The organism is Nostoc sp. FACHB-888 (assembly GCF_014696655.1).
In the GTDB taxonomy this organism is placed as follows: domain Bacteria; phylum Cyanobacteriota; class Cyanobacteriia; order Cyanobacteriales; family Nostocaceae; genus Nostoc.
In genome coordinates this window covers 85,199-101,532 of the sequence record NZ_JACJQM010000017.1, presented here as the reverse complement: position 1 = coordinate 101,532, position 16,334 = coordinate 85,199, and the positions used below count along the sequence as shown (strand labels likewise).

The following is a 16,334-nucleotide window of genomic DNA, read 5'->3' as shown; positions in this document are numbered from 1 at the left end:
GCTTTGAAACCCTACTTTTTAACTAAGGTGTACACATAAGTTATCTAATTACTTAAAAATCCTCCAAAACCTCACCCTGTCCTATCTTTAATCCCTCTCCTCACTAAGTAGAGGGACAGGTTTTGCTATGTAAAAGCTTTCTTAAGGTATTTCAGAAGCTATCAGACTTAACCGGAAATTACGTTCAGAAAGGATCTGTATATACACCGTAGCCCTTTTTGGAGATGCTTTAGCGCATAGCCCAGCATCTTGTAGAGACACTACAAAAGATAAGTTTTGTATTTTGTTTAATCTACATTTTTAAGTGTGAATATTAATAAATCAATTTATTATTATCAAGAAATCAGTATTATTGCTGTGGTCAAGTTGAAGTTACTCGATGCAAAGTGGCTTCATCTAGCCGTTATCTGCTCAAAAAACATATTTACTTAAGTGTAAATACAGAAGTTCAAATATATTACTATCTGCAAAATCAGTATTATTCCTGTGGTCAGATTGGGGTTACTCAATGGAAAGTGGCTTCATCTACTCTTGACATTTTTATGTCTTATTCTCCAAAAATGTCTGTAAATCTCAGTAACAGGAAGTAAATTAATAATAATTTACGAATTTACTGAGATTTGATCATTTGAAAATAACGCTGTTTTTGTTGAGTTTGGCCACAAACCCTAGAGATAAATTGATGTACTTGAAAATACAAAAATTTGATACTTTTTACTCGATTTCAATTGTGGAATAACTCTGGATGAATTTAGTTTACACGTATCGAATTTAGCTGAAGTAAAAGCAAAATGAGCACAACTCCTATAGGTAGCTACAGGTTGTTCCAGAAACTACATCCGCTATCTCTGTTGGCGCAATTAACCAGTCGGCGTGCTACAGGGTGCTTAAGCATATTTACTGGAATAGGTTCTTGGTCAATTTATCTAGAGGACGGTAAACTTACTTATGCCTCTTATTCAGATAAATTGTTTGAGCGGCTTGACAGTCACTTGCGACGGTTGAGCCAGCAAATTCCTGCCCTCAACAGCGCCACTCGTGTGCAAATGCGGCTGATGTTTGAGGCGAAGAATGAACATCAAGCAATACCAAATGCAGATTACCAAGCTATTTGTTGGTTAGTAAATCAGGGCTATATCACTTCGGTGCAAGCAGCAAGTCTGATAGACGAATTGGCAAAAGAAGTACTGGAATTATTTCTGTGTTTAAAAGAAGGTAGCTATGAATTCAGCCCAGAAAGCTTTTTGGATGAATTACCAAAGTTCTGTCATCTGGATTTGCGGTTACTTGTTGAATACTGTCAAAAGCAGTTACGAAATCGGCAAAACATCCGATCATCAATTCCGGCTGGTGGGGGTTCACAAGTTTTATCTACAACACAACCTTCTCAAGTTAAGCCACAACTGCAAATAAAACTTGGGCAAAAATTACCGAAACCAATTAATTTCGATATTCCTGAGAATAATAAAAATATTCAACCATCTGTTGGCAAAAAACTATATACAATTGCCTGCATTGATGATAGCCAAACGGTTTTAAATTCTATTAAATATTTTTTGGATGAAAACACATTTTCAGTTGTGATGATCAATGATCCGGTGAAAGCTTTAATGCAAATTATTCGGAGTAAACCTGATCTGATTTTACTAGATGTTGAGATGCCAAGCTTGGATGGGTACGAGCTATGTTCTCTATTACGGAAACATTCAACTTTTAAGAATACACCTATCATTATGGTGACTGGTAGAACAGGATTTATCGACAGGGCAAAAGCTAAAATGGTTAGATCATCAGGGTATTTGACTAAGCCTTTTACACAATCAGAATTGTTAAAAATGGTTTTTAAGCATCTTGGTTGATTTAAACAAGGTAATAAAAATAACAAAATATATTTAATTTATTTTTTTTAGGAGATTTATATAGTGAGCCTGACTTTGCTTGGCACAATTCTAATTGTAGAAGATTCTCCCAGCGAATTGGAATTAATGAGCCATTATCTCAAAGAAAGTGGTTACAACGTAATTAAAGCAAGTGGTGCAAAAGAGGGTTTAGAAAAAGCTGTTTTAGAAAAACCAGATGCGATTGTTACTGATGTAGTAATGCCAGAAATGAGTGGATTTGAATTATGTCGTTCTCTGAGAAGAAATCCGATTACTGCAAAAGTGCCAATTGTAATTTGTAGTTCTAAAAATCAAGAAATTGACCGTTTGTGGGCGATGAGACAAGGCGCAGATGCCTATATAACTAAACCTTACACCCGCGAACATCTTCTACGTACTATTAAATCAGTGGTAATTTGAATCAATGACTAATGCAAACATTACACTTCCTTTAAAACCAACGCAAACTAATTTAGGAGATGGTTATTTAAAGTTTCAGCTAAATCAACAGACTGCTGCTGTTTTATCAATGAAACATACGCAAGAAGCAGTTATTGTCCCTATTGAATCTGTAACCTCAATGCCTAATATGCCTTCTTGCATATTGGGATTAATGAATTGGCGAAGTCGGATAATTTGGGTAGTTGATTTGCCAAGAATGCTCAATTTAGAATCTCTAGATTATCGACTGCGACAGTACAGTGCGATCGTTATCCAAGTGGAATCATTAGTATTAGGTTTAGTTGTGCAAGAAATAAAAGGTACAACCAAGTTCATCCCTGATGATATTCATTCTCCTATAGGACAAGTGGCATCCAGTTTAGTTCCTTATTTATGTGGGTGCGTTGTGCAACAACAAGAAATATTACTGGTATTAGATGCACTGGCAATTGTTCAGTCTTCTATTCTCCGCAGTGATTAGGGTGTACTACTAAAAAGGATTTTTAGTGTTCTTATTCACATAGTTAGGAGAATTAATTTTATGTTTAATAAAACCAACTCAAATCAAGGTAGTGGCGCTCAAAATCGAGCCTCGCTGATTTCCTCCCAAAAAATCACTGGTAGTGGAGTAAAGCTACCAACTAACACTACTAGTAAAACGGCTAATAATTCTTCCCTAAACCAAGTTGTTGCATCTTTTACAAGGCTAGGATTGGTTAGAAAAGCAACTATTGTAGCGATCGCAATCGGTACAATACCAGTATTGGGGATAGGCGCGATCGCTTTTAGCTTGGCAAACAAATCAATTACTAAGCAAATTACCCAGTCTCAACAAGCTGAAGCCAGTGGCTTAAGTGATAAAGTTAACCGTTTCATGTTGGGACGCTACGGGGATATTCAGGTAATATCAAGTTTGCCTTTTTTAACCAGTCCCCAAGCTAGTGTCAATACCACCAACCAACAAAAAAAAGCAGTCCTAAATCGTGTTGTCGAAGCCTACAAAGCCTATGACAGCGTTGCTGTTTTTAATCGCCAAGGTAACTTGATTGTCCAATCTACAGGCGAACCCCTGGACAACCAAAAAGACCGTACTTATTTTCAAGACGCTTTACAAAAAGATACTCCTGTCATCAGCAAACCCGAAACAGCAAAAAATACTGGTGTCGTGAGTATTTATATAGCTGCACCCGTTAAAGAAACAAGGACGGGTCAAACCATTGGCGTGGTACAAGCACGTATGCCCGTAAAATCTTTAGAGGAAATCTTGAAAAACTACGTAGCCAATGGACAACAATATCATTTGCTCGATGCTTCGGGAACAGTTTTCTTGAGTCCACAAAAGGCATTATTGGGGAAAGAGGCAAAGGGAGAGTATGCTAATTTACCTAAACTGGTAGCAGCCAAAAAGGTAAATAGTTTTATAGAAGTTCCCAAAACTCACAAAAAACAAGAACTAGTCAGCTACGTACCAGCCACTAAGTTAGATGGCTTACCAGATTTAAACTGGCAAGTACTTTTATCCACAGATACAGCAATTGTATTTGAGCCACAAAGACAATTGTTGTGGACTATAGCCATCGGTACAGCACTGACAGCATTAATTGTGGGTGCGATCGCATCTCGATTAGCTAAACTTACTACACAGCCAATTTTAAATGCGACTGCGGCATTAGCAAAGCTTGGTCAAGGTAAATTCAATACCCGTCTGGAAATCGAAAGAGAAGACGAATTAGGCTTATTGAGTGCAAATATCAACCAGATGGCTGAACAATTGCAGGTATTAGTTAAGGAACAGGAACTCGACGAGATAGAACAATCTAGGAATGTTCTAGTAATCGGATCTGACGACGAACGACATCAAAAAGAAACACTGCAACAGCAACTTTTACAACTGCTTAACGATGTAGAAGGTGCAGCCAGAGGCGACTTGACAGTACGTGCAGATGTGACGGCTGGAGAAATCGGCACTGTTGCCGACTTTTTCAACTCTATTGTAGAAAGCCTCCGGGATATTGTTACCCAAGTTCAACAAGCTGCTACCCATGTGAATACTGCTATTGGCTCTAACGAAGGAGCCATCCGCCACCTAGCAGAAGAAGCACTTACCCAAGCTGCCGAAATCAACCACACCCTTGATGCTGTTGACCAAATGACCCAATCGATGAAATCTGTAGCCGAAAGCGCCGAAAAAGCTGCTTTCGTTGCCAACCACGCGGCTCACACAGCTACCAAGAGTGGACACGCGATGGATTTGACAGTACAAAACATCCTGTCTTTGCGGGAAACGGTAGGTGAAACTGCTAAGAAAGTGAAACGTTTGGGAGAATCTTCGCAACAAATTTCTCGCGTGGTGTCCTTGATTAACCAAATCGCTATTCAAACTAATTTACTAGCTATTAACGCCGGTATTGAAGCAGCGCGTGCGGGTGAAGAAGGTCAAGGTTTTGCCGTAGTGGCTGAAGAAGTCGGCGAACTAGCAGTTAGAAGTGCCGCAGCAACCCAAGAAATTGAATACATTGTTAAAAATATCCAACGAGAAACCAGTGAAGTGGTACAAGCGATGGAAATAGGAACTACTCAAGTGGTGGAAGGGACTCGAATTGTGGAGGAGGCTAAAGAAAGTCTGAGTGAAATTTTGGATGTATCGCGTCAAATTGACTCTTTAGTGCAGTCAATTTCCACTGCAACTGCATCTCAGGTTGAAACATCGCAAAGTGTTAGCCAATTGATGAAAGATATCGCTGCTGTATCACAACGCACCAGCGATTCTTCTCGCCAAGTTTCTGAATCTCTGCAACAAACTGTGGAGATTTCTCATCAGTTACAAGAGACTGTCGAGGCTTTTAAAGTTAGTTAAGTTTGTCATTTGTCATTTGTCCTTTGCTATTTGCTAGTGATCAATGACTTTTATTATTTGTCCCTTGTCATTTGTCATTTGTCCCTTGTGATTTATCATTTGTCCTTTGTCCTTTTACTAATGACCAATGACTAATGACCAATGACCAATGACCAATGACTAATGACTAATGACTGATGACTAATGACCAATGATCAATGACCAATGACTAAGGACAAAAACTATGTTACAAGACAAAGAATTAGAAATCCAGATGCAGTTTCTGGAAGAAGCAACTGATTACTTGAATACCTTAGAAGGGGTATTGTTGGAAATCGATACTACTAACCGCATTGATTTAGATAAAATCAATGCTGCACTCCGAGCCGCTCATTCTATCAAAGGTGGCGCGGGGATGATGGGATTTAAATCGCTAAGTCATTTAGCTCACCGTTTGGAAGATTCCTTTAAAGTTTTAAAAACTAAAAAAAATTCTTTAGAAATTGATACTCAGTTGCAAAGTTTATTGCTATCTGGAGTTGACTGGCTGCGTCAGATTGTAGAATTACTTGCAGAAGGAAATGTTGTTGAAGATGCGTGGTTAGCAACCTTTTGTTACCCGATTTTTGATGAGTTGCACGATCGCTTGGGCGACCCCACCCCTGAGGATGCCTCATCCATGCTATCCCCAGAAGATGGGCAAGACGTTATCCCTTTGCTATTTGGCACAGAAGTAGAAGAGTGTTTGCAGCGTCTAGAAGCTGTATTGGCAGATAGCGAACAACCTGATTTGCATGAAGAAGTTGTGATCATGGCAGCTGAATTGGGCGGTTTGGGTGAAATGCTTCAGTTGGCAGCTTTTACCAAGCTTTGTGAGTCAGTAACGCAGCAATTAGAAACGGTTAGCAGCTCGCGCATTCCAGAAATTGCCCAGTTAGCATTGCAAGCATGGCGGCGATCGCAAGCTTTGGTGCTGACAAATCAACTAGATAACTTACCTACAGAACTTGACTTCAATAGTAGTTCTACGCCACCGCTATTATTACCAGCAGAAATAATACCACAGCTTCCCCCCGCAGACACAGAAGTAGTGTCAACACCTGTTTGGCAACTAGAAAACACTAGCGAAAATTGGACTAATCATGAAGCACTGGCGCAGCCCATCGCAGGTATCGCTGCTAATTTTACATTTCTAGATGCAGAATTTGCCGATGATGTCAATGCTGTCAATGTCACAGAGCAAAATACAATATTTACTAGAGAAAATAATCCTCCAGATGCTAAATTTGGCGAAGGCAAAGGAGAGCCAAATGGCGTTGTTAAAGAGCGAGAAAATCATGAAAATAGTGTCCGAGTTCCCAGCAAACAACTAGAGCAAATTAATGATTTATTTAGCGAACTGATTGTTCAGCGCAATGGATTAAACTCACAAATAGAAAGATTACGTAAACTTGTTCGTAACCTGAACCAACGAGTCCAAATTCTTGACCGAGAAAACCAAGATTTACGTACAGCCTACGACAAAATTTCCACTCAACCTGCTACTTCTGCTGGCGTGCAGGTGCAAGCTGAGAATGGCCACCAAATACAGGATACAAACACAGAATTTGATGCCTTAGAAATGGATCGCTATAACGAATTTAACCTGCGATCGCAGGAAGTTATGGAAACCATTGTTCAGGTACAGGAAGTTACAACTGATGTCCAACTCAGTGTAGATGATACAGACCAAATTGCTCGTAAACTCAACAAAACATCGAAACAGTTACAGACAAAACTAAATCACATCAGAATGCGGCCGCTGTCTGATTTGACCGAACGTTTTCCCAGAGCTTTACGTGATTTAAATGTGGAGTATGGGAAAAATGTCCAGTTAAAAATTGAAGGTGGTAACACTTTAATTGAACGTAGCATTTTAGAAGCGTTAAATGATCCTTTAATGCATCTCTTAAGGAATGCTTTCGATCATGGTATCGAAGACCCTGGAACCCGTCGCCTTTTAGGTAAACCAGAACAAGGATTGATTGAAATTACAGCTACTCACCGCAGTAATCGCACCCTAATTACCATCCGTGATGATGGTTGGGGCATTTCTCTGGAGAAAATTCGCACCCGCGCCTTAGCTATGGGATTGGATGCTTCTCTACTCGCTAATGCAAGTGATGAAGAACTATTATCACTAATTTTTGAACCAGGTTTTACCACCTCCGAGCAAGTTACAACATTATCTGGTCGCGGTGTCGGCATGGATGTAGTTCGTAACAACCTCAAACTGATTCGAGGAGATGTCAAAGTTGATACGGAACCAGGAGTTGGTACTACCTTCACACTATCAGTACCATTTACACTTTCCGTTGCACGAGTTCTGTTGGTAGAAATCAACAAAATGCTGTTGGCATTTTCCACAGATGTCATTTCAGAAATATCTTTACTGCAAGACGAGCGAGTTTTTCAAATGGCAGGTAGTGAAGTTATAAATTGGCAAGAAACCACGCTGCCACTGATTCGCCTGAATCGTTATTTAGAGTTTAATTGTGTGCGCTACGATAGCCAAGAGTTAGAAGCTCCGGCAGCAATTAATGCTAACAGCGTGTTAGTAGTCAAAGGTAATAATCAGTCAGTAGCAATTCAAATAGACCGTTGCTGGGGTGAACAAGAAGTTGCTATCCGCCAAGTTGAGGGAAATATACCTTTGCCGAAAGGCTTTAGCAACTGCACAGTTCTTGGTGATGGTCGAGTAGTGCCACTAGTTAATGTCAATGAATTGCTGTATTGGATTGCTACAAATCGGCGGACTCATAAAGGTAGCCAATTACCATCAGCAAGGTTAAAAACACCGTTCTTGATATTTGATGAAAACAAAATATCAGCAGCAACTGTTAAACAGAAAGGCACAATTTTAATCGTAGATGACTCAATTAATGTTCGCCGCTTTTTAGCTTTGACCCTTGAAAAAGGAGGCTATCAAGTAGAGCAAGCTAAAGACGGTCAAGATGCTTTAGATAAACTCCATAGTGGATTGAGGGTTGAGGCAGTAATTTGTGATATTGAAATGCCTCGTCTTGATGGTTATGGCTTTTTAGGTAAGATAAACTCCGACGTTGATACAAAAAATATTCCAGTTGCGATGCTGACTTCTCGGAGCAGCAATAAACATCGGCAATTAGCTATGCAATTGGGGGCACGCGCTTATTTTTCTAAACCTTATAACGAGCAAGAATTACTTCAAACGCTGGAGGAAATAATTCGTAATGTGGCAGAAAAGGCGGTTTCTAATTAATAATTCATAACTATGTTTCAGATATTTTTGTAACGTGCGTTACGCCAAAGGCTAACGCTCTAGTACAGCACGGCGTAAATCAACGAAACCCTTATGCGTATTTATTTTGACTTTTGACTTTTGATTTTTGACTTTCGCCTTGCGGTAGCCCTGGCGATTATAAATCGCGGCTACACAAACAAAACCCACCTCCGTGGGTTAAAAATTTGACTTTTTCGTTAGTTCGCGCATAAAGAATTAGTATGATTTAAGCGATCGCACTCTCCACAATGGATTTTCCAAAATAGGGTTAATTAAGAATTTTTGCAATTCGGTACTTCCTGGCGACTAAGAACCCAACTTTGCAATTATTGGCGAACCAGGAGCAGGAAAGACGACACTGTTACAGCAGATTGCTGATTGGGTATCTCGTGAGATTGATCAGTCGATTGTCATTTGGGTATCTTTAGCAGATTTGCGAGGTCAGGAACTAAAATCTTATCTGTTTGAAACTTGGTTGACTCAGGTAGCTGAGAAAATAGGTAAAGCTGAAGCCACTAAGCAACTGAAGGATAATTTTGTTGCTCTGTTTAATCAAAATAATGTCTGGCTGTTGTTAGATGGGTTAGATGAAATGTCCGCATCTAATCCTCTAACAGAGATTGCACGGCAATTTCGTGAAGGGGGGTTAATTTCTCAAGTGCGAATTGTGCTGACCTGTCGGGTTAATTTGTGGGATGGAAGCATTAATGCACTTGATGATTTTGATACCTATCGCAGTTTAGATTTTTCTTATCCAGAACAGGTAGAGAGATTTATTCACAAATGGTTCGCTGCTATTCCTGAAACTGGAAAACAGTTATGTACTGCGTTAAAAAAATCAGGTAAAGAACGGATTCAGGATTTAGTGAAAAATCCTTTGCAGTTGACGCTGCTGTGTTTAAATTGGCAGTCGGGAGATGGTAAATTACCCGATACTCAAGCGGGACTCTATCAGCAATTTGTTGATGACTTCGACAAGTGGAAAAAAGCCGAATTTGTAACAAACTCTAAACAGCGTCAGCAACTTAATGTCAAACTGGGAGAATTAGCTAAAGCAGCAATATTAGATAAAGAAGAAACCCGTTTTCGCTTGCGGCAGGATTCTGTTACTCAGTTTTTGGGTCATGCTGATAATGAAAATTCGCTGCTGAAATTGGCACTAAATCGCGGTTGGCTAAACTGTGTCGGGATAGATACGAATAGAAAACCTGTTTATGCTTTCTTTCATGCCTCATTTCAGGAGTACTTTGCTGCTAAACCGATTGATGACTGGCATTTCTTTCTCAACCACGTTCCTAAAAATCCCAGTCAAGAAACTTATCGCATATTTGAACCGCAATGGAAGCAAACAATATTACTTTGGCTAGGACGAGAAGAAGAAAACCTCAAACAGCAAAAGCAACAGTTTATCGATGCTTTAGTTACTTTTAAAGATGGATGTTGTAAATTTTATGAATATTGCGCCTATTTTTTAGCTGCCGCAGGAATTGCAGAATTTAGAGATTATTTTAAAGCAGATGAAATAATAGCACAAATTGTCAAGTGGACAATTGCTAATCTGGTAATCACAGAGGAAGCTAAGTCAGTACTGCAACAAACAGACCGCACAAAAGCGATCGCCGCCTTGCTGGAACTGCTGCAATCAACTACTGTGGATGACGACACCCGTAGGCTGGCAGCAGATAGCTTAGGGGAAATCGGCACTGGCAATGAAATTGCGATCGCCGCCTTGGTGCAACTGCTGCAATCAACTACTGTGGATGACGACACCCGTAGGCTGGCAGCAGATAGCTTAGGGAAAATCGGCACTGGCAATGAATTTGCGATCGCCGCCTTGGTGCAACTGCTGCAATCAACTACTGTGGATAACTACACCCGTTGGCTGGCAGCAGATAGCTTAGGGAAAATCGACCCAGACAATGAATTTGCGATCGCCGCCTTGCCGGAACTGCTGCAATCAACTACTGTGGATGACGACACCCGTAGGCAGGCAGCATATAGCTTAGGGGAAATCGGCACTGGCAATAAAGATGCAATCGCCGCCTTGATGCAACTGCTGCAATCAACTACTGTGGATGACTTCACCCATAAGCGGGCAGCATCAAGCTTAGGGGAAATTATACAGAATAATCAGCATCGCTTTGAGGTAGTCAAAGCTTTAAGTGGTTATTGGCAATTAAATGATGAATACTACAATTTAGCCTGGGAATGCGCCCAAAATATGCCTTACCCCGATTTCTATCAAGCTTGGCATCAGCATAATTTTGCAACTCGTGCGATGCGAAGCTTAAACAAAATCCTCTTCACAAGAATAATTTAAGTACTTTTGCGGCAGCGACGTTACCAAGAAAGTTGCCGCGATAACAACAGCTTGTCAATTTGTTACCAAAACAGAAGCGGACGTTAAGAATAAAGTTGTTTTCGTTACCACAACTTGTGCGATCGTCCACAACACAAGTTGTTTGGTTCAGAATGCTTATCCGTTGTTACAGAAAACTTGTCCGTTCGTCCAGAATACAAGTTGTTTCGTCCAGAATGCTTATCCGTTGTTACAGAAAACTTGTTCGTTCGTCCAGAACACAAGTTGTTTCGTCCAGAATGCTTGTGTTTTTGTGACAAAACTTATGTCTTCGTTCACAACGCTTAAACAAAACTTATCAATTAAGTTGTTTCGTTAAGAACGCTTATCTATTTGTGACAACGCTTATGCGATCGTTACCACAGGCTAAAAGCATCCTCTAAAACGATCGCAAATAACGATTTCTACAATGGGCTACGCCTACGTGCAATTTTGCTTCTGCCAATTTTCGGCACTATATTATCATGATTGTGGAAGCGCGATCGGGTCAGCTTCGGGTACTTTAGATTGGCTCACACAACTGCTGCACAAGTTTTAGAGGTTTTTTATGAACAAGAGAGTAACAGTTGTATTTGACGGGGGTGTTTTGCGCCCAGATGTTCCTTTAGATTTAGCACCTAACACGCGTTATGTAATTACAATTCAAGAGTTGAAGGAAACATCATGCGGGGATGCTTGGGATGTGCTGGAAGCGATCGCGGGAACTGTTGACGCACCGGAGGATTGGTCTAGCGAACACGATCATTATTTGTGTGGTACACCGAAGAAGACTTCTGAAAATTCTTCAATTAGGTTTTGAATCTGCGAATTATCAAAACCCCCTTTGCAAATTAAATTTAAACATTATGATGTATCTATGTAATTGTACAAATAAGTTTTTTATTCTTTGACAAATTAATACTCGGAGTTTTAAGTGACAAAAAACAATAGAAAAAAGGCTGTCGCTCAAGCTATTTCCACAGCCGTTGCTCTGGGCTGGGTAATAATGCAAGTGGAATCAGCCCAAGCTGCTACCTTGGTGGTTAACAATCTCAATGATAGTGGCGTTGGCTCATTGCGAGATACTATCAACATGGCCACTAGCAATGACGTGGTAGAGTTCTTATTGGAAAGTCATCCTAGTACAATTAGCCTAACGAGTGGGGCACTTGCAATCGCAAAAAACCTCACTATTAATGGCCTAGGTGCTAACTTACTTACCATCACTGGCAATAATCAGTTCCCAGTGTTTGACATTAACGCCGCCAATGTTACATTTTCTGGGCTAGCGATCGCTAGTGATATCAACGCTTACAATTCTAGTAACCTAACGTTTACCAATAGCACCATCAGCGGCCGCAATGTGAATATAGATGGTAACTTAACACTTATCAATAGCACTATCAACAGCGAAAATTTAGCGATCAATGGTGGGCTAACAGGAAGCGATAATAGTAATGTCAAGGCTCTCGATAGCATCACCATCGGCGGCAATTTAACTACCTCTAGCGGCAATTTTACTATCTCTACTGGTAGGCTCTCTATTAAGGGTGGTGGCAACAATTCAGGAGCAGCAGGCAATTTAACTGTAACAGCTACCGATAGCATTTCCGTGAGTAATCCAGGTAGTCAGGTAACGATTCCCACCAGCACCGTCAACGGCAATTCTGAGCAAATTAACGCTGGTAGCAATAATTTGGGAGCTGGAGGTGACATAACTATTACAACCAGTACCCTTTCCATAAGAGATGGTGCCACCCTCAACAGCAATTCTGGGTCAATCAGCAATGGTTTAGGAGGTAACATCAGTCTCAATGTCAGCGATCTTCTTTTATTAAGACGAGCGCCCCAACCAAGCCCGATCGCTGGTGATAGCAATAATTCAGGGCTAGGAGGTAACATAAATATTGATACTGATTTCATAGTTGCAGTACCCAATGAACCAAGCGCGATCGCTGCTGGTAATAATAATTCAGGAGCAGGAGGCAGTATAACTGTTACAGCCAGTGACATTTTGCTGACAAGAGTACCCGAACCAAGCGCGATCGCTGGTAGTATACTTGCTGTTAGTTTGGCTTGGCTAGCGAAGAGAAAGCAAGCAGGATTTCGCAAGGTGAAGGTATAATTACTTCTCAGAATAAAGTTTTAATTAATGTGTCGCAAACATTATTTGAATTGGTATTACATCCCAAAATCTCTGCTGATATGAACATAATTTGCCGTTTAGTAAAACTAATTGATAAGATTTTTGTACGCAAGCGTGCAGTCATTGAGTCAACCCAATTCGCAATTGTGAATTCACAATGACGCTCCTACGTCGCTACCGCTACGCTAACGCAATTAAATCAGTGTTAGCTCTTTACTCACCACTGATTTAAGACCACCAACCTACGGTGTGGTGTTGGCTCTGTACCCACTTTTAGGCAATTATCAATTAATTCGCTTTTTCGCCCTTTTCAATTGCGAATTGCGAATTGCGAATTGCGAATTGTTTAGGTATGTTTTACAATCCCATAACTGTGCGATAATGAGCCTCAATTTGTGCCACAGTTTGAGACTTGCGCTTTGTCTCCCATTGACTGCGGTTAAATAATTCTTGCCGTAATTCATCAACATTAATTGTGGTAAATTTACCCCCAGTAATAATTTGCTTGCCATTCACCCAAGCACTATCAACAACATTGCTAGGACGGCCTAAAACTAACAAACCAATGGGGTCTGTACGGGGGAGTAATGATAAGTTAGTGAGGTCATAAAGTACCAAATCTGCTTGTTTACCCACAGTTAAAGAACCGAGTTTATCTGCCAAATTCAATCCTTTTGCACCGCCTAAAGATGCCATTTCTACTGCTTGTCGGGGTGTAATCCAGTGTTGATAATCTGAGTCTGTAACATTATGTAAGATAGAACCAATTTTGATGGCTTCTAGCAAATCTTGAGAGTCATTACTCGAAGCACCATCACAGCCAAAAGTTACATTTACCCCAGCTTGGCGATATTTTAAAATCGGAGCGATACCACTGCCTAAACGCAGATTACTTAAGGGATTATGAACAACTGTAGATTGAGTTTCGGCGAGAATGGCGATATCAGCATCATTTAACCAAACGCAATGGGCAAGTGTTGTACGATCGCTCAAATATCCAATTCTTTTCAAATGCTCCACAGCAGTACAACCGTACTTTTGTTGAGCGAGTTTTTCCTGTGCCCTAGTTTCCAGTAAATGGGAGTGACGACAAAGATTATAGCGATCGCTTAACTCAGTACACCCCTGAAATAAAGCATCAGTACACAATTGTATTCCTGTTGGTGCAACTAAAATATTCACGCCCTCATCTGGGCGATGAAATTGTCTTACCGCCTCTTCGATGATTTCCAATGTTGCCGCAGTTGAGCGAAAATAAGGTTCATGATTTTGGGCTGATTCCCCGGATGGGATACCTGCTGTGAGAGATTCATCTTGAATTAAGGGGGCGATAAAAGCGCGAATTCCAACTTCTCTGTAAGCGCGAGTTGCAATAGCGATTGTTTCTAACTCAAGCCCGGGAATTAACACCAGATGATCTACCACACTCGTCCCGCCGGAAAGTAAGGTTTCCACCGCAGTACCCAAAGCGCTGAGATAAACCTGTTCGGGATCGAGGGGGGCAAAATCATATAGTTCCGCCAACCATAATTCTAAAGGCAAAACTGACATGATCCCGCGTTGCCACATCTCTGATGAGTGGGTGTGGGCGTTGAAAAACCCAGGTAGCAGCAGCTTATTTTTGCCATCTATAGGTGTGCCAATTACCTGTAAATTGGGTGCGATCGCAGCGATTGCACCATTTACAATGTGTACATCTACCTTTGCATAATCATCACTGGCGGCAATTAAAACATTTTGAATAGTGAAATTTACCATATTTAACCTTGATTAAGTAATTGTACTTTCAACTGAATTTCAAGTTACAAAATAGAAAATGGCATTGGGTATTGCAATTTTATGAATTTGCCTTTTCGGACATTGGGAGTTCCACCAAATGCGTGGACAGTGAATGATGCGATCGCAGATATCACTCGTCCTCAAAAGACCCCACAAAGCGTTATTTTATCAACAGAAACTAAAACCCTGCGTCTAGACTTGGCAAAAGCTGCTATCCTCGTCATTGATATGCAAAACGACTTCTGTCACCCTGACGGTTGGTTGGCGCATATCGGCGTAGACGTAACTCCGGCACGTCAGCCCATTGAACCTTTAAACAACTTACTTCCAGAACTACGTGAGGCTGGTGTTCCAGTCATTTGGGTAAATTGGGGGAATCGCCCCGACTTGCTCAATATTAGTGCTAGTTCGCGTCATGTCTATGACCCCACAGGGGCAGGTGTAGGATTGGGCGATCCACTGCCAAGCAATGGTGCTAGAGTACTCATGGCAGGTAGTTGGGCAGCAGCAATAGTAGACGAACTAGAACAGATTCCTGAAGATATTTATGTGGACAAATACCGCATGAGTGGCTTCTGGGATACACCATTAGATAGTATCTTGCGGAATCTAGGAAGGACTACATTATTTTTTGCTGGTGTTAATGCTGATCAATGTGTGCTAGCTACGTTATGTGATGCAAACTTCTTAGGATATGACTGTGTGTTAGTTAAAGATTGTAGCGCTACCACTTCTCCTGAATATTGTTGGCTGGCAACATTGTACAATGTCAAACAATGCTTCGGTTTTGTCACTGACTCGCAAAGGCTTTTAACAGCGCTGCAAAAGGGTGAGGAGTAATTCTATTTTAGATTTTAGATTGATTCCATGCATAAATGATCTTTCTTCCCTACGGAACGCTGCGCGAACGCTCAAGAACTTTAGATTTTAGATTTGTTCTCACGTTTAGATTCGTTTAATCTCAGACTTTGTTAAATTTTGGATTTTGAATTATTCAATCCCAAAATCCAAAATTTAAAATCGAATGAAGAGATACAACTAACAACTCAATATTCAGAACTCGGATTTTAGTAATTTTCATACCCATCTAGAATTTCAGAGGGGATAAACAAATGTACGCTACTAGTTGTGTAATTCCGGTTATTAAATCTACCAAAGATTACCAAGTATATCGCATCAGTCCTAACGACTCTAATCGATTAGCAATTATCTTTGATTCAACAAATGCTAATACTTCCTTGACTTGTTGCATAGAAATTTTTGATATTGGTGGACAAACACCACCAAATCGCCATCAGTGGGCAGTAGAAATGTTTTTCGTCCTCAAAGGGGAAGCGATCGCCATGTGTGACGGCAAAAGCGCTGCGATTAAAGCTGGAGATAGTTTATTGGTGCCTCCCACTGGTACTCATTTGATTAAAAATACTGGTTCCACTCGCTTGTACACGTTGACTGTTATGGTTCCCAATGAAGACTTTTCGGAATTGATTCGCAGTGGTATTCCGACAGAGTTGGATGAAGAAGATATGGCTGTACTGGGGAGATTAGATGCTTTGATGCCTTGTTAAAATTTTTTATATAAGGATATCTAAGTTTTCCCAGCTTAGATATCC

At 40.6% G+C, this 16,334-nt stretch carries 12 protein-coding genes; 11 read left to right on the top strand and 1 reads right to left on the bottom strand.

The window, feature by feature from the left end; genetic code table 11:
- Positions 1 to 791: 791 nt before the first annotated feature.
- From H6G26_RS13505 to H6G26_RS13465, 9 genes are all read left to right on the top strand, one after another.
- Positions 792 to 1,859, top strand: coding sequence for a response regulator (locus tag H6G26_RS13505; RefSeq protein ID WP_190729746.1), 1,068 nt, complete (start codon positions 792 to 794; stop codon positions 1,857 to 1,859).
- Positions 1,860 to 1,922: 63 nt separating this feature from the next.
- Positions 1,923 to 2,300, top strand: coding sequence for a response regulator (locus H6G26_RS13500; RefSeq protein ID WP_012411883.1), 378 nt, complete (start codon positions 1,923 to 1,925; stop codon positions 2,298 to 2,300).
- 4 nt (positions 2,301 to 2,304) lie between these two features.
- Positions 2,305 to 2,802 carry a chemotaxis protein CheW gene (locus H6G26_RS13495; protein WP_190729745.1) on the top strand — a complete coding sequence of 166 codons (498 nt, stop codon included), beginning with the start codon at positions 2,305 to 2,307 and terminating at the stop codon, positions 2,800 to 2,802.
- 60 nt (positions 2,803 to 2,862) lie between these two features.
- Positions 2,863 to 5,178, top strand: coding sequence for a methyl-accepting chemotaxis protein (locus H6G26_RS13490; RefSeq protein ID WP_190729744.1), 2,316 nt, complete (start codon positions 2,863 to 2,865; stop codon positions 5,176 to 5,178).
- A 223-nt stretch (positions 5,179 to 5,401) separates the two neighbouring features.
- Entirely contained in the window at positions 5,402 to 8,437 is a 3,036-nt protein-coding gene (locus tag H6G26_RS13485; protein ID WP_190729743.1) for a hybrid sensor histidine kinase/response regulator, read from the top strand.
- A gap of 346 nt (positions 8,438 to 8,783) precedes the next feature.
- Positions 8,784 to 10,778: a HEAT repeat domain-containing protein gene (locus H6G26_RS13480; protein ID WP_347242462.1), complete on the top strand. Its 1,995-nt coding sequence runs from the start codon at positions 8,784 to 8,786 to the stop codon at positions 10,776 to 10,778.
- Between the two features lie 114 nt (positions 10,779 to 10,892).
- The gene (locus tag H6G26_RS13475; RefSeq protein ID WP_190729742.1) at positions 10,893 to 11,105 is read left to right on the top strand and encodes a hypothetical protein; all 213 of its coding nucleotides are present in this window, start codon (positions 10,893 to 10,895) and stop codon (positions 11,103 to 11,105) included.
- Between the two features lie 259 nt (positions 11,106 to 11,364).
- On the top strand, positions 11,365 to 11,616 hold the full coding sequence (locus H6G26_RS13470) for an antitoxin family protein (RefSeq protein WP_190729741.1): 252 nt from the start codon (positions 11,365 to 11,367) through the stop codon (positions 11,614 to 11,616).
- 114 nt (positions 11,617 to 11,730) lie between these two features.
- Entirely contained in the window at positions 11,731 to 12,921 is a 1,191-nt protein-coding gene (locus H6G26_RS13465) for a PEP-CTERM sorting domain-containing protein (protein ID WP_190729740.1), read from the top strand.
- A gap of 378 nt (positions 12,922 to 13,299) precedes the next feature.
- On the opposite strand, the gene H6G26_RS13460 is transcribed toward H6G26_RS13465, so the two are convergent.
- Positions 13,300 to 14,700 (bottom strand): amidohydrolase, encoded by a 1,401-nt coding sequence (locus H6G26_RS13460; protein WP_190729739.1) that lies wholly within the window; start codon positions 14,698 to 14,700, stop codon positions 13,300 to 13,302.
- A gap of 81 nt (positions 14,701 to 14,781) precedes the next feature.
- Here H6G26_RS13460 and H6G26_RS13455 point away from each other — a divergent pair, with 81 nt between their 5' ends.
- Both H6G26_RS13455 and H6G26_RS13450 read left to right on the top strand, forming a co-directional pair.
- Positions 14,782 to 15,561: an isochorismatase family cysteine hydrolase gene (locus H6G26_RS13455; protein WP_190729738.1), complete on the top strand. Its 780-nt coding sequence runs from the start codon at positions 14,782 to 14,784 to the stop codon at positions 15,559 to 15,561.
- A gap of 272 nt (positions 15,562 to 15,833) precedes the next feature.
- Positions 15,834 to 16,289: a cupin domain-containing protein gene (locus H6G26_RS13450; RefSeq protein ID WP_190729737.1), complete on the top strand. Its 456-nt coding sequence runs from the start codon at positions 15,834 to 15,836 to the stop codon at positions 16,287 to 16,289.
- Positions 16,290 to 16,334 lie beyond the last annotated feature (45 nt).

Excerpts from the sequence above, each read along its gene's own strand:
- H6G26_RS13505 (WP_190729746.1), top strand. The coding sequence starts at position 792 with ATGAGCACAACTCCTATAGGTAGCTACAGGTTGTTCCAGAAACTACAT.
- H6G26_RS13495 (WP_190729745.1), top strand. The coding sequence starts at position 2,305 with ATGACTAATGCAAACATTACACTTCCTTTAAAACCAACGCAAACTAAT.
- H6G26_RS13490 (WP_190729744.1), top strand. The coding sequence starts at position 2,863 with ATGTTTAATAAAACCAACTCAAATCAAGGTAGTGGCGCTCAAAATCGA.
- H6G26_RS13485 (WP_190729743.1), top strand. The coding sequence starts at position 5,402 with ATGTTACAAGACAAAGAATTAGAAATCCAGATGCAGTTTCTGGAAGAA.
- H6G26_RS13470 (WP_190729741.1), top strand. The coding sequence starts at position 11,365 with ATGAACAAGAGAGTAACAGTTGTATTTGACGGGGGTGTTTTGCGCCCA.
- H6G26_RS13460 (WP_190729739.1), bottom strand. The coding sequence starts at position 14,700 with ATGGTAAATTTCACTATTCAAAATGTTTTAATTGCCGCCAGTGATGAT.
- H6G26_RS13455 (WP_190729738.1), top strand. The coding sequence starts at position 14,782 with ATGAATTTGCCTTTTCGGACATTGGGAGTTCCACCAAATGCGTGGACA.
- H6G26_RS13450 (WP_190729737.1), top strand. The coding sequence starts at position 15,834 with ATGTACGCTACTAGTTGTGTAATTCCGGTTATTAAATCTACCAAAGAT.